We start from the raw sequence: 14,761 nt of genomic DNA on the forward strand, positions 1-14,761 counted from the left end.
CTCATCAGCGAAGTCCTCATCAGCGACGTCGTACGAGGTCAGGGCACGATCAGCACGGTACGCCGAGCCCGCTTGGCCAGCCCCACGGCCACCGAGCCGCCGAAGGTGTGCCACGTGGAGCGCGACCGGCCCACCACGATGGCGTCGGCCATGCAGGAGGCGGCGAGCGTCTCCAGCTCCCGCGCGGTGTCACCGCGTACCGAGACGAACCGCCACGGAACTCCGACCCCGCTCAGCTCCGTCCGCAGATCCTCGGTCAGGTCCCCGGCCGAGTCGGGGATGATCGGCGCGCCCGCGAAGAACCACAGCGTGGCGCTGCTGAGGGTCTCCACGAACGCGATGAGCAGCGCGGCGTTGTCCCGCCGGGCGAGCCCGGCCGCGTACGCGAGCGCGTTGCGGCTCGGGCCCGATCCGTCGAAGCCGACCACCAGCAGCCCGGTGCCGTCCTTGCCGATCTCGAACTGCCCGCTGGGGAGCTTGCCTACCAGGGGCTCCCACCGGTCGTCTGTGCTCTCGCCGAACACGGCATGCCTCGCACGTCAGCCGTCGGCGACGTGCTTGCCGCGGCCGGCGAGCTCGCGCAGCGCGTCGGCCGCGTAGATCACGAGGGCGACGAACGAGAGGCCGGCCAGTCCGCCGCCGACCCACAGGTCGTTGACCGTCGCGTCGGCGTAGGCCGCGCCCCTGGGCTGGTAGCCCACCGCGAACGGCGCCGCGATCAGCCACACGCCGGCCAGGAACAGCAGGATGAGGGCGGAGACGCCCATTTTCGCCTTCATCGGTTGTCCTCCACTCCCACCAGGGCGGCCTTGCCGTTCTGGCGGTGCTCGCCGCCGCCGCGTCCGGCGGTGTTCAGGTCCTCACGCAGCGCCTCGACGAGCGGGGCGAGCAGGCTCGCCAGTTCCGCGGACGACGCCTGCGGCGCGGCCGCCACCGGCTCGGGCTCCGGCTCGGCCTGCTTCTGCCGTACGGCCACCAGGCCCCGCACCACGAGCTCCTCGTGGATGGCCGCGGCGAAGGCGGCCACGCCGATGAGCCCGACGACGGCGATGCCCAGGCCGGTGAAGAACTCGGATGTGGTCGGGTCGGTCCAGTCGGCGTTCTCCGGCTGGGTGCCGAGGGCGAACGGGGCGATCATCAGCCAGAGCCCGGCCATGAGGGTCAGGGCGGCCGCGACGGCGCCCACGAACTTGCGAATCATGCGGAAACTCCTCCTGTGACGAGGTCTTTCTGCGGTGGCGCGGCCTGTGCGATCAGAGCGCGTGAGGTGGGACGCAGCACGCTCTGCGCGACCGATCTGGCGCGCTCCCGTTCTGTACGGTCATCGGGCGGCGCCATCCTGGCGACCGCGGACAGCAGCGCGGACGGCTGGTCGGTGACCCGCTCGATCCGCTGGGCGATGAGCTCCAGCAGCAGCCCGGCCAGGACCAGGTCGTCCTTGCTGAGCGGCTTGGGCTCCGGCGCGGGGGCCGAGCCGCCTCTGAGCGGCAGCTCCTTGAGGAAGAGCGTCGCCACGAAGCCGAGCAGCGCGATCGGCACGCCGACGATGAAGACGGTCTCCAGGCCGCGGGTGAAGGCCTCGAGCACGATGTGCTTGATCGGCCCGGGCAGCGCCTGGATGGAGCTGGGGCTGCCCAGCTTGGGCGAGGAGCCGCCGGGCAGCGCGATGTGCGCGGCCCGCAGCATGTCGGCCATCTCGTTCTTGAGGCGGTTGGTGAGGATCGCGCCGAACGCGGCCACGCCCACGGCGCCGCCGAGTGAGCGGAAGAAGGAGACGCCCGCCGTGGTGGAGGCCATGTCACGCAGCTCGGAACCGTTCTGCGCGGCCAGGATGAGCATCTGCATCGACAGGCCGAGCCCGATGCCCAGGACGCCCACGTCGAACCCGATGAGCCACTGGCTCGACTCCACGTGCAGCCGCGACAGCAGGAACAGTCCCGCGGCCACGATCAGCAGGCCCGCCACCGGGAAGATCTTCCACCGGCCGGTCTGGGTGACGATCTTCCCGGAGATCACACCGGCCAGGAACAACGCCACCACCATGGGCAGCGTCATCAGCCCCGACTCGGTGGGGCTCAGCCCCTTGACGATCTGCAGATACTGCGGCAGGTAGATCATCGCGCCGAACATCGCCATGCCGACGAACAGCGAGGCGATGCTGGTGAGCACGAACGTCGGGTTCCTGAACAGCCTGGGCGGCAGGATCGGGTTGCGGGCCGTGCGCTCGGACAGCACCGCCAGGGCCAGCATGAGCAGGCTGAAGGCCCCCAAGGCGTAGGTCCAGAAGGAGTTCCACTCGAACTCCGTGCCGCCCAGCGTCAGCAGCAGCATCAACCCGCTCGCGCTGGCCGTGATGGTGGTGGCGCCCCAGATGTCGATGGAGGTGTTGCGCCGTACCTTGGGCAGCTTCAGCACCCGCTGGATCACCGCGAACGCGATCACCGCGAACGGGACGACCACGTAGAAGCACCACCGCCAGCCGAGCCAGTCGGTGTCCACGATGAACCCGCCGAGCAGCGGCCCGGCGACCGTGGAGATGCCGAAGACGGCCCCCATGTACCCCGAGTAGCGGCCGCGCTCCCTCGGCGACACGATGTCACCGAGGATCACCTGAGCGAGGGCCGACAGACCGCCCACACCCAGACCTTGTATGGCGCGCGCCGCGATGAGCTGCCCGATGTTCTGCGACAGACCGGCCACGAGCGACGCCGCGACGAACAGTCCCAAGGCGCTCTGGAACAGCAGCTTCCGGCCCCAGAGGTCGGACAGCTTGCCCCACAACGGCGTGGAGACCGTCATCGTCAGCATGGTCGCCGACGCCACCCACGAATACTGGTCCTGGCCGCCGAGTTCTCCCACGATCGTCGGCAGTGCCGTGCCAACCACCGACGTCGAGATCATCGAGGTGAGCATGGCGAGCATGAGCCCGGACATGACCTCGAGGATTTCGCGGTGGGTGTAATGCCGCCTCGCGGGGGCCGCGGCCTGTGTCTGGGCTACCAAGACACCACATCCCCTTCTTACCGTTTTCTCCTCGGCGAGTATACGCCCGTTTACTAGCCGCGCGGCAAGTGGGGTCTCCTGAGTAGAGTTCGGGCATGGAAGCGCAGGTGACTGACGCCCGGCCGCGAGATCGCGCGGCCACCCGCCAGCGGCTGCTGGAGGCGGCACGCATGCTGTTCGGCGAATACGGCTATGAGCAGGTGACGGTCCGCATGATCGCCTCGGCGGCGGACGCCAACATCGCCCTGGTGGGGCGCTATTTCGGCTCCAAGTCGGGCCTGTTCGGCGAGGTGCTGGCGGGCGAGCCGACGGTCCGCGCCGTGGTCGAGGGCGACCGGGCGGGCCTGCCCAGGCGGCTGGCCGAGTACGCCGCCCAACGCATGAGCCACGACCCGGAGACGCCCATCCTGCGCTCGCTCGAACGGTCGGCGGGCGACCCGGAGATCCAGGCCCTCGTACGCGAGCGCCTGCACGCCGCCGTGCTGGAGCCCATCGCGGCGCTCCTGGGCGGCCCGGACGCGCACGCGCGGGCCCGGATGGCGACGGCGGTCTTCCTGGGCATCGGCTCGGTTCGCCGCCTCATCGGCCCCGAGACGCCGTCACCCGCCGACGTCGACCGGCTCACCGCGGTGTTCGAACTCTGCCTGGGCCTGGAGTCCCGTCCCTAGCGCTGGTATTGAAACAGGTTTCACTTTGATCATAGGGTCATGACATGATCCTGGACCGCTTCCGCGTCACCGGCCACGCCGCGATCGTCACCGGCGCCGGCCGGGGCATCGGCGCGGCGACCGCCATCGCTCTCGCCCAGGCGGGCGCGGATGTGGCGATCTCCGCCCGTACGGAGGAGCAGCTGCGCGCCGTCGCGGCTCAGATCGAGGAGACGGGCAGACGGGCACTGATCGTGCCCGCCGACCTGAGCGTGCCGGGCGCCATGGAGGGGCTCGCGGAGCAGGCCGCCGACGCCTTCGGCCGGCTGGACGCGATCGTCAACAACGTGGGCGGGGCGATGCCCCGCGCCTTCCTCGACACCACCCGGAAACATCTTGAGAACGCGTTCCAGTTCAACGTCGGAATCGCGCACGAGCTGACGCGGGCGGCCGTACCGCACCTGCTGAAGAACGGCGGCTCGGTGGTGAACATCTCCTCGGCCGTCGGCCGGACGGCGGGCCGGGGCTATCTGGCGTACGGCAGCGCCAAGGCGGCGCTCACGCACTACACGCGGCTGGCCGCGCGCGACCTGGCGCCCAAGGTGCGGGTCAACGCGGTCGCCGTCGGCGCGGTCGCCACCTCCGCCCTCGACATCGTCATGACCGACGAGAACCTGCGTACCCAGATGGAGCGGGCCACCCCGTTGAAGCGGATCGGCGAGCCAGAGGACGTGGCGGCTTCGGTGCTCTACCTGGTGTCCCCGGCCGGGCGCTACCTGACCGGAAAGGTGCTGGAGGTCGACGGTGGCATCGACCAGCCCAATCTCGACCTCGGGCTACCCGACCTCTGAACCTGGTGCGAAATCCCGTTGAAGGCGCAATGGGCGATTTGAGAGACTTGACCGTGGCACAACCCTTCGAAATCGCCTGTGACGAGTCCGGCTCAGAAGGGGAGAAGCTCATTGGGGGAAATACCGCTGTATTCGCCCACGCGAGCGTACGACTGGACGTCGAATCGGCGGCGGACTGCATCCAGGAAGTACGGAGCAGAGCCCCCTCTCCGACCACGGAATACAAGTCGGGCATCATCCGCCGTAAGAAACACCTGAACGCCCTCAAGTGGCTGCTCGGCCCATCGGCGCCGCTCCTCGGCAACGCTCACGTCCATCTGATCGACAAGACCTTCTTCGCGATTGGCAGGCTCGTCGACCTGCTCGCCGTACAGGACCGCGAAGCCATGGCCGGCACCCTTTACCGAGAGGGCGGGCAGACGTTCGGCCCCGGCAGGTGGAACGCCTTTCTGTACTCCTTCAACGACCTGATGCGCACCAATAACGGCCGGGGCCCGAGAGCCTCCGTCGAAGCGGTGTTCGCCATGGTCGACACCTTTCGCCGCGCCACCCCGCGAAGCCGGGCCGGCGAAATAATGGACCTGCTCTGGGAGTCCCGATCCCAGGTGGACGCCTTCCGGGAGCGGTCGCTCACGCTGAACCCGCTGTTCCCGGCCATCAGCCAGGCCATCGTCTACTGGAGCGAAACCGGAAGACCCGTCTCGGTCGTGCATGACCGGCAGACCCTCCTCACGCAAGCCCGCATCGACGAGCTGGAGGAGGCGCATTCCGCCCAAGGTCGGCTGGCCGGCCTGCGGCTCGTCGACTCGCGCACGGATCCGCGCGTCCAGGTGGCCGACCTCCTCGCCGGAGCCGCGCGGAAAATAGCGGAAGACGAGCTCACCGGCGAAGGCGACGCGGAGGTCACGGCGTTGCTGCGACCGTACGTGGACGCGTTCTCCATATGGGGAGACGACCGAAGCTGGTCCCTGCTCGCGCCGAGCGACCCGGTCCTGAGGCTCGGCTGATCGAGATCGCGGCGATCGACGACGTCGCCGTGCGGAACCATTTCGCGGCAAGGATCACGTGATCCAGGGGCAAAGGTCGTCCCGCCCGGTTGTCAGGTCTGGCAGGGTCGACGCGGCCGTGCTGATCGGGCGACGGGTACGGGTACGGGGTCGGGGAGAGCATGAACCTTGTCGGGGATGGCGAGCAGTTCGATCGGCTGCTCATCGCTGCGCGGGCGTATTGGGGACATCGCCCTCCTCGGGATGACAGCGGGCCACTGGTCGTGGCAGAGGCGTTTCATGAGGACATCAGGGTCATCGTGCGCAACCTGCTGGTGGCGAACGCGCTCTGCGATCTGTTGTCGGCCCGGCTGCTCGTGCTCACCGGCACGGACCCGGACTGGCGCGAGACGCTCTGGCAGGAGTACGACATCCAGCGGGTCCGGCGGCTGGCCGAGGCGTTCGGCGCCACCGAGGTGCTCGACGTGCACGGCCTCGTGGATCGCCGGCTGGCCGACCGAGGCGACAGCCCGGCGGAGGGAAGCGACGCCGAGACGCTGACCGCCGTGGAGAAGGCGACGCTGATCCGGCTGGGCCGAGTGCCGCGACTGCCGGACAGCGAAGAGCCCTGGCATCAGTCGCGGCGCGCCCGTACCAGGGCCTTCTCCGCCGTCTACGACCGGCTGTTCGCGGAGCGGTCGCCCGCCGCGCTGGTCACCAGCCATGTCGACTACGACCAGTGGGGGCTGGCGGTCGACACGGCCATGCGCCGGGAGATCCCGGTCGTGCACGTACAGAGCACCGGGGCCCTGAAGGCGTACGCGCTCTTCCCGGAGCGCCGCAGAGGGCTCGGCACCTTCCGGGAGGAGCTGACCGGCCAGATCGGCGAGTTCTTCGAGGAGTACGTCTGGCCGCACCGGGGCCTCATCAAGCCGAACGCCGAGCTCGTGGCCTGGCGGGCGAAGGTCAACCTGGGCCGGCCGAGCTGGTGGCGGGCCGGAAACGTGAGCGACTTCGAAGTACGTACCGAGACGGAACGCCGCCAGCTCCGCCAGCACGCCTGCGAACGCCTCGGGATCGACCCGGACCGGCCGGTCTTCACCGTCTTCCACCATGCCGTCTCCGACGCGGTCGGCGCCAACAGGGAGCTGTTCGACGATCTGGCACGCTGGTTCGAGGAGACCGCGGATTTCGCCGCCACGAACGACCGCGTGAGCTGGCTCTTCCTGGATCATCCGAGCCAGTTCCGGTATGACACGACCGGCCATTTCGCGGCGGTGGCGGCCCGCCATTCAGCGCATGAGCACATGGCCTTCATGCCCAGCCTGGCGCTGTCGAAGAACGCGCTGTGGAGCATGACCGAGGTGGGGGTGACCGTGCGCGGGAGCGTCTCCAACGAGCTGCCCGCCTTCGGCATCCCCGTCATCCAGGCCGGCTGGTCCGAGTGGAGCGAATGCGGACTGTCGCACGTCGCCCGCACGCGGGACGACTATTGGCGGCTGCTCGGCGAGGCCGTCGCCAAGCACGCGAAGGGGGAGTCCATCTTGGGGACCGAGCAGCGGGAGCGGGCCCGGCTGTGGCTGTGGCTCTACCGCAGCGGGGCCGACGTGCCCTCGCCGGTGGTGCCGCACTGGGAGGTCGGGCAGGGCAACGAGTACCTGCACACGCTCGTCGCGGGCCTGCGGCACGTGGAGCGCGACGGCGACCCGCTCCACTGCGCGGTACGCAGGATGTGGGAGCGGCGTGACCCGCTGCTGTGCCGGTTCGACTTCCGGGATCCCCACGGGCTCACCACGGCCCTGACCGCTTCGCGGAGCGAGGCCACGGCTCTCACCGCTTCGAGGAGCGCGTCATGAGCGACTTGCTGACCGCCGGGACGGGCACCGACTTCGACCGGCTCGCCGTCCCCGCCGAGGCGCCGATCGGGATCATCAGCGGCCACGACGCGGCACTGCAGGTGGCCGACCAGGTGCATCGTGGCGTACAGATCGTGGGCCGGTTCGAGCGCTCGGGACTGGCCGGATTCAAGGTGGCCGCCGCGGGCCGCCGGCTGCGGGTGACGGTCTCGCTGTCGGTGGACGCCGGCTCGGTACGCGGCTGGCACGAGGGGGAGCCGGAGCCGCCGGCGGAGGCCGTCAAGGGCCTGCCGCGGCTCATCCAGATCCGCTCCCAGGGACGGTTGCGCCAGTGCGTGCTGCTGAAGGGCGGCGGTCACCTCAAGAAGAGCGTGGCCGTCTTCGACCTGCTGCCCGAGGAGATGCCGGACGACGGCCTGATCTGCGTCGAGGCGCTGGACATCATGGAGGGGCGCGGCATTTCCGGCGTACTCCGCGAAACCGTCGCGGGATCCGTCATGCATGACGGCGTGGCCGGGCTGCGCATCGACAGCGTGGACTTCATCGTGAGTCCGGCCGGGGAGCAGGCTACGGCCGCCGCCGAGCAGACGCGGGACGGCGTACGCAGCGAGACCTCGTCCCTGATCAGCTGCGGTGGCTTCGCCGGTCGCCAGGGCACCCGTTCTCTCCGCTCCGGCCTGTTCATCGTCAACCCCGTACCACCGGGCGTCTTCGGCTCGGGAGGCGAGCTGACCATTCGCCTCAGCGGCAGGGCGGGCGGCACCGCCGGTCGGCGACTTCGCGCACTGATCCGGAAGGCCCGGCCCGGGGGCAACGGCTGGGCGCTCAAAGCGGCCGCGCCGACCGTACAGCGGATCGTGAGCTTTCAGGACGGCGACCTGCCGGCGCCGGCCCAGTCCACGAGCGGCGCCATCACCGAGCTCCGGCTCCCGGCGCCCACGAACGCACCGACCCTCGTGGTCGTAACCGCCCAGAACGGTGCCGTGCCCAGTCTGCTGTCCACGACGTGGCGGCCAGGTCAGCCCACGGGGTGAGCCGCGGCGCGGGACTGCGTGTCCATCAGGTGCTCGATGAGCGCCAGCAGGACATCGCGGCCCGCCGTCCGGTCGCGGGCGTCACAGAGCACCAGCGGCACCTGCGGATCGAGATCGAGGGCCTTGCGGATCTCCTCCTGCGTCCGGTCCTTGACACCGTGGAAGCAGTTGACGCCGACGATGAAGGGGATCCGGCGGCTCTCGAAGAAGTCGATCGAGGCGAAGCTGACGTCCAGCCGGCGGGTGTCGACCAGGACAACGGCGCCCATCGCGCCGTTGACGAGGTCGTTCCACATGAACCAGAAGCGTTCCTGTCCGGGAGTGCCGAATAGATAAAGCACGATTTCGCGGTTAATGGTGATGCGTCCGAAGTCCAGGGCGACGGTCGTGGTGGTCTTGCCGCCCACCCCTTCCAGATCGTCCACACCGACGCTGGCATGGGTCAGGTACTCCTCGGTACGCAGGGGAGCGACCTCGCTCACCGCGCCGACCAGGGTCGTCTTGCCGACGCCGAAACCACCGGCGATAAGGATCTTCACTGCCAGGGGAGCGGTGTCCTTCTGGTCAGAGATTGCGTAGCCCATCCCGCACCGCCTCAAGGATTGTCATACCGGGAAGGCCACCCGCCTGCGCGAAGGCCAGCGGCGGCCGGGCCCGCAGCTGACCGGCCTCGATCAGGTCGCCGATGAGGATCTTGGTCACGGACACCGGGAGGTTCAGTGCGGAGGCGACCTCGGCCACCGCCAGGGGCCGCGTGCACAGAGCGAGGATGGTGCGGTGCTCCGGCTGCATCCTCCGCATGCCGTGTCCGGACTCCGAAGAGGCGGCCTCGGACAACGCCGTCACCAGGGTGATCAGCGTGAGGTCGTCCCGCTCGGGGGTGGTTCGTCCGCCAGTGATCGTATAGGGACGGACAAGGGGCTCATCGGCGGCATCGTCGTCGAAGCTCTCCGTCCAATGCCTCATCCGTGTCTCCCCGCGTCATCGGGTTCCGGGGCGCGCGTGTCGGTCCCCAGCTTCTGGCCGACCTGCTGGACCAGGGTGTGCATCGCGACGGCCATCAGCTCCGCGTCGACCTCCTGGGAGGCGACCACGGCCAGATGGGTGCCACGGCCCGCCGCTGTGACGAACAGCCACAAGTCGGCCATCTCGATGATGACCTGATGGACCGGGCCGCCGCTGAAGAGCTGTCCGACACCGCGAGCCAGGCTCTGCTGGCCGGTGGCGATCGCGGCGAGGCGTTCGGCGTCCGAGCGCTCGATGGTCCGGGAGCGGCTGACCACCAGGCCGTCGTCGGACAGCACAATGGCGTGCCGCGTACCCGCGACCTGATTGACCAGGCCGTCCAGGAGCCAGTCCAGGTCTGCGTCGGTGGCGGTGGTGCGCTGCGTCATCTTCGGTCTTCCGTCGTAGGGGAGCCGGGCTCGGGGGATCCGTCCGGCCGGGGCTGGAAGGCGTCGTCACCGGTCCGGCGCCGGCGGGACTGCCTCTGGAACGCGCCGATCGTGGCACTGGATCGGCTGGGCTGCTCGCGTACTGCCCAGGTTTCCTGGTCGGTATCTTCATCCCTGTCCACCGGGGCCTTCAACTCGGTGACCAGATTGGCCTGGCGCACCCGCTGAGGCAGCGGCGGACGCTCGGCGGACGGGGGCGCGTCGTCTCGATCCGGTGCTGTATCCCGTGCAGTATCTGATGCTGCGTCCGGTGCTGTATCCGGTGCTGTGACGTAGGCCATCGCGCGTCCCCTGGAGCGGGTCGGTAGCGGCGCGTCGTCCTCGCGGGGCGGGACTTCCCGGGGGCGGGTGGGGACCTCTCTGGGCAGCGCGGTCGGTCCGGGTACCGCGCGGGGGCGGTCCACCACGAGCGGTTCCGGGAGCAGCACGATGACCCGGGTCCCGCCGAAGGCGGACGGCCGCAGCTCCACCTGGAGTCCGAGGCTCATGGCGAGCCGGGCGACCACGTACAGGCCGAGACGCACATCATCGGCGTGGGTCATCACGTCGAGCTGCGGCGGCGACTTCAGCAGGGCGTTGGCGGCGGCGTACTGCGCGGGTTCCATGCCCAGGCCGCGGTCCTCGATCTCCACAGCGAGGCCCCGGCTGACCAGCGCGGCCCGTACTTCGACGGGGGTCATCGGCTTGGAGAAGGCGGTGGCGTTCTCCATCAGCTCCGCCAGGACGTGGACCAGCGGTCCGACCGCCCGCTCGGCCACCCAGGGATCGCCCTCGACCTCGATCGAGATCCGCCGGTAGTCCTGGACCTCGCCTTGGGCGGCGCGCAGGACGTCGAGCAGGCGTACCGGCTTGCGCCAGCGGCGCTGCGGCTGGCCGCCGCCGAGGATCACCAGGTTCTCCTCGTAGCGGCGCAGGCGGGCGGTGAGGTGGTCGAGGTCGAACAGGCCCTCCAGCACCTCGGGGTCCTCATGCTTGCGTTCCAGCTCGTCCAGCTTCTTCAGCTGAAGCCCGATGAGGATCTGGGTACGGCGGGCGATGCGCTGGAGCATGCGCTGGAAGCCACGGTGCTGTTCGGCCTGCCGTACGGCGGTGTAGACCGCGCTGCGGCTGGCCAGATTGAGGGCATGCCCGAGCTCGCCGAGCTCGTCGGGGGTGGGCTCGACCATGTGTACTTCGGCGTCCACGTCGACGTCCTCGCCACGCTCCAGCCGGGCGACCACGTCGGGCAGCCGTTCCTGGAGCTCCTGGGCCTCCTCGCGCAGGTGGAGGATGCGCCGGCGCAGGATGCTGGTGAGGCGCCAGCTGGTGAAGATGACCAGGCCCAAGGCGAGCACGCCCACGGCGCTGACGCTGAGGAAGATGATGAAGAGGGTGCCGGCGTGGGTGTAGCCGATCGTGGCGACGTTCTCGAGCCGGACTTGCAGGAGTTTCACCAGCTGCGGGGTGATCGTGTCCACCGAGGAGCGCCACGACGCGCTGACCTCGCGCAGCGCCACCTGGCTGCTCTCGCCGGTCCCGGAGGTGACCAGCCGCTCCTCCAGAGCGACCATGTTCTGCCACGCCTTGCTGGCCGTCAGCTTTCCGTACTGGCTCTCGTTCTCCAGGAGGCTGGGGGCCACCCGGGACTGCAGAAGGTGCTCCTTGGTGCCGATGGCGTCGGCGACCAGGTCGTGCTCCTCCGCCGTCAGGCGCCCCTTCTCCCAGCCACGGGCCAGAATGGCGTCTTCGCGGCCGAGCATGTCGAGGACCCAGAAGAGGTCGACCAGCGTCTGCGCCTTGGTGTTCACCTCGCCGTGTTCGGTGTGGCTGAGGATGGTCAGCAGGCCGAGGTCTGACTCGAGGACGCCGGTGTAGTAGTCGAACGCCTTCTGCTCGCTGGACCACCCGGCGTCCACCGCCCGGCGCTGCTGGTCGAGGAGGTCGAGGCCCCGTTCGATGCGGGCGACGGCCGCGGGGATCCCTTCCTGCCCGCGGCTGGTGTCCAGGGTCGCCAGCGGGCGGAAAGCGGTCACCGCCTGGTCGGTCAGCGCCCGCTGCTTGGCCAGCTTGTCGCGGGCGGCGCTACGTGGGTTGGCCTGCGCCTCCGCGGTGAGCAGCCGCTCCTGCCCAAGGTTGAAGAACAGGTTGGCCGCGGGCCTACCGGCGGTGGTGGTGGCCAGATCCATCTGGGCCTTCTCCGACTGCCACTGGGTGAACAGCTGGAACATCCCCGAAGCCAGCACCGGGGCAAAGGTGATGCTCGGTACGAAGACCACAATGATCAGTACGGTACGCAGGGGCAGTCGCCGGGCACCGGCCAGTCGCCGCGGCCGGCCGCTGGTCGACTCCGGTGCTCCGTCCCCATCGTCCACGGTTCCCGTACGTCGCCGCCCGACTCTGCCCAAACCAGCCACGTGCGGGCACTCTCCTTGCCGATCGGCGCGTCCTTCACAAATCGCCAAAGTAGGCGATTAGTGGCCTGATAGTAGCGATAGGGCAGTTGGCGTCGAAAGCCCCCGCTTCGCAGGCTGTGCCGCAGTGGAAGGCCATCGGCCGACCTGTACGTCAGGCGCCTCCTGACGTGCGTCCGGCTTGGAACCGTCGGGCCCGGGGTTCGTCTGCGGAGGGCTCTGTGCAGGGCTGCCGGTCGGTCGAAAGGATGCTTGGCATCATGAGTGGAATGACTCTCCATAGCATGTGAGAACATGTCATGTTTTGAGTGGTTTGACGCGGGCCGATCGCTGCAAGGCGAGCATTTGCTCTTTGCCGAGACGCTCCGCGCCCGAGCAGCGCACTGGACGGAGCATCATGACACCTGGCTCGCGTTTTGGGATAGCGACGGTCGGCTGGTTGCCGGGCTTTACCTCGACGACGACAGCGCGAACCAGACTCTGCTCTGTGTAGGCGTCCACCTGCTCGGCAACACGCTGCAGGCCGACGAGCTGCACAATCAGCTCAGCACCCTTCCTGAGAGACCGACGAGCCTCGCCATGACGACGACGGGGCCGATCGAGGTCATGGCCAACCAGGCCGCCGACTGGTTCGAATCAGTCCTTCAACGTCCTGTCGACCGCTGGGAGTGGACTCATCGCGGGCAGGTGTACGCCTACGCGTACGTGTTCGCCGACACCACCGAAGGACTCTCCCAGATGTTCAACAAGGAACTGGCTCCTTGGAGTCTGAAGTGGCGGCTTGCGCGACGGGGGTATGTCTCACCGAAGGGATGGGTTGAGGTTCGAGGAATCGGAGAACCGGACCGGGTCATCCATATTCGCGGCATTCGCTCATAGTCAGCCCCATCGGCCCACGATCCCGATGGAAAGGACCCGCCCACCATGAACCACGAACCGGCCGCATCCGGCCACTCCGGAGAGGACAGCGGTGCGCAGCATGCGTCCATGTCCGCGTTCCTCAGGGATCGGCTCGACGCCGCCACCGCCGCGGCCCGCGCCGAGCTGATCAGCGCCAGTGAGAAGAGGGCCGGCCTCCTGCTGTCCTGGGCGGGCGTCGCGTACGGCGTGATGGTCACCCTTATCCTCACCGGTCCGGCCCAATTCCCGGGAGTCGGGCGCTTCGGCGTCATTCTGGCGCTGATCCTGCTGTCCGCGGCGGTCCTGCTGATCCTGATCACCATCCGCCCACCGTCGCCCCAACAGGGCGGGCAGAGAATTCTCATCTACGCCGAGGAGCCCACGCCCGAAGCCCTGATCGAGCGGATGAACACCGAGACCAGGGACTACGAGCTGTTCCTGGCCACCGACGCCCTGCGGATCGCGCGGATCGCGCGCACCAAACACCGCAATCTGCGCTGGTCCGTCAACCTGATCGTCACCGGCATCATGGTCATGACGATCATGGTCTTCCTGGAACGCCTGCTCTAACACGGCCCGGGATCGGTTGAACGCCAGCTGCAACGCGTTCATGAAGCCTCCAGCCCGGCGGCGACCGTGTCCGGGCGGCGCCTGGCGCCACACGTTGGTCTCTGAGGTCGCCGAGGTCGCTGCCACGCACGCCCGAGGCAAGACAAGTCATGGGCGCCAGATGACCGGCGCCCATGACCCGACATCGCCTCCGCTGTCTCACGTCTTCTTTCTGCTGGTTCCTCTGGCTGTGGTGGTGGCGGCCCTTGCAGGCTTCGAGTCACCGGCCTTGCTATTGACGGTGTACTGCTCCAAGACCTTCATGATCTCGGGAGTCAGAGCGTCCGCCAGCGCGGGCGCCAGAGAGTCGGCGAGAGCGGAGGCCAGAACCTGTGCGAGCAGGAGCCGTTCGATTGTCGATGCCTTCGGCATCGCGTGCGTCCCCGATGTGAGGGCTGTTTCGATCAGGGCGGCCATCGAGTCCCCGCCGCGGGCAAGAACCTTGGTGGACTGGCTGGCCTCATTGAGGATGTCGCGAATGACGTCGTCGATCAGCGACTCCACCGGGTCATGCTCGGTCGGTCCAGCGGCTTCCTCTGACGCCATGAGTTGCTCCTCTGCGGTCGATGTGTGCTGTCCCTAGCTGTCGATTCACGCCGGCTGGGGAACTCCTTTTCTGCCTGCGATCGGGAGTCGTGCCACTACCGGTTGGCGAGCGCGGCGAGTAGGAGCGGGTGTTCGATGCCGCTCTCCTCTTCTTCTCCGCGGCGGCGCATGAGGGCGGCGAGTAGCAGCGGGTGTGCAATGCCGCTTTCTTCGCCTCCTCTGCGGCGGCGCATCATCATGGCGAGCAGGAGCGGGTGTGCAATGCCGCTTTCTTCGCCTCCTCTGCGGCGGCGCATCAGCATGGCGAGTAGGAGCGGGTGCTCGATGCCGCTCTCCTCTTCTTCTCCGCGGCGGCGCATGAGGGCGGCGAGTAGCAGCGGGTGTGCGATTCCGCTTTCTTCGCCTCCTCTGCGGCGGCGCATCAGCATGGCGAGTAGGAGCGGGTGCTCGATGCCGCTCTCCTCTTCTTCTCCGCGGCGGCGCAT

The 14,761-nt window shown here is 68.7% G+C and carries 17 protein-coding genes; 7 read left to right on the top strand and 10 right to left on the bottom strand.

The window, feature by feature from the left end:
* Nucleotides 1-38: 38 nt before the first annotated feature.
* Genes AB0L53_RS09180 through AB0L53_RS09195 form a run of 4 tightly spaced genes read right to left on the bottom strand, consistent with a single transcriptional unit; the run spans nucleotide 39 to nucleotide 3,003 of the window.
* Nucleotides 39-524, bottom strand: a complete 486-nt coding sequence (locus AB0L53_RS09180) for a universal stress protein (RefSeq protein ID WP_363992335.1) — start codon at nucleotides 522-524, stop codon at nucleotides 39-41.
* A 15-nt stretch (nucleotides 525-539) separates the two neighbouring features.
* Nucleotides 540-779, bottom strand: a complete 240-nt coding sequence (locus AB0L53_RS09185) for a hypothetical protein (RefSeq protein WP_358534675.1) — start codon at nucleotides 777-779, stop codon at nucleotides 540-542.
* Entirely contained in the window at nucleotides 776-1,201 is a 426-nt protein-coding gene (locus AB0L53_RS09190; RefSeq protein WP_363992337.1) for a hypothetical protein, read from the bottom strand. The genes AB0L53_RS09185 and AB0L53_RS09190 overlap by 4 nt, the downstream gene beginning before the upstream one ends.
* Nucleotides 1,198-3,003, bottom strand: coding sequence for an MDR family MFS transporter (locus AB0L53_RS09195; RefSeq protein ID WP_363992339.1), 1,806 nt, complete (start codon nucleotides 3,001-3,003; stop codon nucleotides 1,198-1,200). Before AB0L53_RS09195 ends, AB0L53_RS09190 begins: the two co-directional genes overlap by 4 nt.
* A gap of 95 nt (nucleotides 3,004-3,098) precedes the next feature.
* Between AB0L53_RS09195 and AB0L53_RS09200 the strand changes: the two genes are divergently transcribed.
* The 5 genes from AB0L53_RS09200 to AB0L53_RS09220 all read left to right on the top strand — a co-directional run bounded on the left by AB0L53_RS09200 (nucleotide 3,099) and on the right by AB0L53_RS09220 (nucleotide 8,377).
* Nucleotides 3,099-3,671, top strand: a complete 573-nt coding sequence (locus AB0L53_RS09200; RefSeq protein WP_363992341.1) for a TetR family transcriptional regulator — start codon at nucleotides 3,099-3,101, stop codon at nucleotides 3,669-3,671.
* Nucleotides 3,672-3,715: 44 nt separating this feature from the next.
* Nucleotides 3,716-4,501: an SDR family oxidoreductase gene (locus AB0L53_RS09205; RefSeq protein WP_363992343.1), complete on the top strand. Its 786-nt coding sequence runs from the start codon at nucleotides 3,716-3,718 to the stop codon at nucleotides 4,499-4,501.
* 53 nt (nucleotides 4,502-4,554) lie between these two features.
* The gene (locus AB0L53_RS09210) at nucleotides 4,555-5,508 is read left to right on the top strand and encodes a DUF3800 domain-containing protein (RefSeq protein ID WP_363992345.1); all 954 of its coding nucleotides are present in this window, start codon (nucleotides 4,555-4,557) and stop codon (nucleotides 5,506-5,508) included.
* 161 nt (nucleotides 5,509-5,669) lie between these two features.
* Complete coding sequence (locus AB0L53_RS09215) at nucleotides 5,670-7,343, top strand: hypothetical protein (RefSeq protein ID WP_363992347.1); 1,674 nt, start codon at nucleotides 5,670-5,672, stop codon at nucleotides 7,341-7,343.
* The gene (locus tag AB0L53_RS09220; RefSeq protein ID WP_363992349.1) at nucleotides 7,340-8,377 is read left to right on the top strand and encodes a hypothetical protein; all 1,038 of its coding nucleotides are present in this window, start codon (nucleotides 7,340-7,342) and stop codon (nucleotides 8,375-8,377) included. The genes AB0L53_RS09215 and AB0L53_RS09220 overlap by 4 nt, the downstream gene beginning before the upstream one ends.
* Here AB0L53_RS09220 and AB0L53_RS09225 read toward each other — a convergent pair.
* From AB0L53_RS09225 to AB0L53_RS09240, 4 genes are read right to left on the bottom strand one after another with little or no spacing between them, the layout of a single operon-like run.
* The gene (locus AB0L53_RS09225) at nucleotides 8,362-8,961 is read right to left on the bottom strand and encodes an ATP/GTP-binding protein (RefSeq protein WP_363992351.1); all 600 of its coding nucleotides are present in this window, start codon (nucleotides 8,959-8,961) and stop codon (nucleotides 8,362-8,364) included. The two genes, AB0L53_RS09220 and AB0L53_RS09225, sit on opposite strands and share 16 nt — an antisense overlap.
* On the bottom strand, nucleotides 8,942-9,343 hold the full coding sequence (locus AB0L53_RS09230; RefSeq protein WP_358534693.1) for a DUF742 domain-containing protein: 402 nt from the start codon (nucleotides 9,341-9,343) through the stop codon (nucleotides 8,942-8,944). Before AB0L53_RS09230 ends, AB0L53_RS09225 begins: the two co-directional genes overlap by 20 nt.
* Nucleotides 9,340-9,771 (bottom strand): roadblock/LC7 domain-containing protein, encoded by a 432-nt coding sequence (locus AB0L53_RS09235; protein ID WP_357962292.1) that lies wholly within the window; start codon nucleotides 9,769-9,771, stop codon nucleotides 9,340-9,342. The genes AB0L53_RS09230 and AB0L53_RS09235 overlap by 4 nt, the downstream gene beginning before the upstream one ends.
* The gene (locus tag AB0L53_RS09240; RefSeq protein ID WP_363992353.1) at nucleotides 9,768-12,224 is read right to left on the bottom strand and encodes a nitrate- and nitrite sensing domain-containing protein; all 2,457 of its coding nucleotides are present in this window, start codon (nucleotides 12,222-12,224) and stop codon (nucleotides 9,768-9,770) included. Before AB0L53_RS09240 ends, AB0L53_RS09235 begins: the two co-directional genes overlap by 4 nt.
* A 291-nt stretch (nucleotides 12,225-12,515) precedes the next feature.
* On the opposite strand from AB0L53_RS09240, the gene AB0L53_RS09245 reads away from it, so the two are divergent.
* Entirely contained in the window at nucleotides 12,516-13,100 is a 585-nt protein-coding gene (locus tag AB0L53_RS09245; protein ID WP_363992355.1) for a hypothetical protein, read from the top strand.
* A gap of 108 nt (nucleotides 13,101-13,208) precedes the next feature.
* Nucleotides 13,209-13,691, top strand: coding sequence for a Pycsar system effector family protein (locus tag AB0L53_RS09250; protein ID WP_363992357.1), 483 nt, complete (start codon nucleotides 13,209-13,211; stop codon nucleotides 13,689-13,691).
* A gap of 198 nt (nucleotides 13,692-13,889) precedes the next feature.
* On the opposite strand, the gene AB0L53_RS09255 is transcribed toward AB0L53_RS09250, so the two are convergent.
* Together AB0L53_RS09255 and AB0L53_RS09260 are read right to left on the bottom strand one after the other, a co-directional pair.
* Nucleotides 13,890-14,276 (bottom strand): hypothetical protein, encoded by a 387-nt coding sequence (locus AB0L53_RS09255; RefSeq protein ID WP_363992359.1) that lies wholly within the window; start codon nucleotides 14,274-14,276, stop codon nucleotides 13,890-13,892.
* 95 nt (nucleotides 14,277-14,371) lie between these two features.
* Nucleotides 14,372-14,761, bottom strand: a 390-nt coding sequence (locus AB0L53_RS09260; RefSeq protein WP_363992361.1) for a hypothetical protein, incomplete at its 5' end; no start/stop codon positions are given.

This window comes from Nonomuraea sp. NPDC052129, from assembly GCF_040680095.1.
In the GTDB taxonomy this organism is placed as follows: Bacteria; Actinomycetota; Actinomycetes; order Streptosporangiales; family Streptosporangiaceae; genus Nonomuraea.

What these genes read in the sequence shown, in the direction of transcription:
- AB0L53_RS09185 (WP_358534675.1), bottom strand. Translation starts at nt 779, where the DNA reads ATGAAGGCGAAAATGGGCGTCTCCGCCCTCATCCTGCTGTTCCTGGCC.
- AB0L53_RS09190 (WP_363992337.1), bottom strand. Translation starts at nt 1,201, where the DNA reads ATGATTCGCAAGTTCGTGGGCGCCGTCGCGGCCGCCCTGACCCTCATG.
- AB0L53_RS09200 (WP_363992341.1), top strand. Translation starts at nt 3,099, where the DNA reads ATGGAAGCGCAGGTGACTGACGCCCGGCCGCGAGATCGCGCGGCCACC.
- AB0L53_RS09205 (WP_363992343.1), top strand. Translation starts at nt 3,716, where the DNA reads ATGATCCTGGACCGCTTCCGCGTCACCGGCCACGCCGCGATCGTCACC.
- AB0L53_RS09215 (WP_363992347.1), top strand. Translation starts at nt 5,670, where the DNA reads ATGAACCTTGTCGGGGATGGCGAGCAGTTCGATCGGCTGCTCATCGCT.
- AB0L53_RS09220 (WP_363992349.1), top strand. Translation starts at nt 7,340, where the DNA reads ATGAGCGACTTGCTGACCGCCGGGACGGGCACCGACTTCGACCGGCTC.
- AB0L53_RS09225 (WP_363992351.1), bottom strand. Translation starts at nt 8,961, where the DNA reads ATGGGCTACGCAATCTCTGACCAGAAGGACACCGCTCCCCTGGCAGTG.
- AB0L53_RS09230 (WP_358534693.1), bottom strand. Translation starts at nt 9,343, where the DNA reads ATGAGGCATTGGACGGAGAGCTTCGACGACGATGCCGCCGATGAGCCC.
- AB0L53_RS09235 (WP_357962292.1), bottom strand. Translation starts at nt 9,771, where the DNA reads ATGACGCAGCGCACCACCGCCACCGACGCAGACCTGGACTGGCTCCTG.
- AB0L53_RS09245 (WP_363992355.1), top strand. Translation starts at nt 12,516, where the DNA reads ATGTCATGTTTTGAGTGGTTTGACGCGGGCCGATCGCTGCAAGGCGAG.
- AB0L53_RS09250 (WP_363992357.1), top strand. Translation starts at nt 13,209, where the DNA reads ATGTCCGCGTTCCTCAGGGATCGGCTCGACGCCGCCACCGCCGCGGCC.
- AB0L53_RS09255 (WP_363992359.1), bottom strand. Translation starts at nt 14,276, where the DNA reads ATGGCGTCAGAGGAAGCCGCTGGACCGACCGAGCATGACCCGGTGGAG.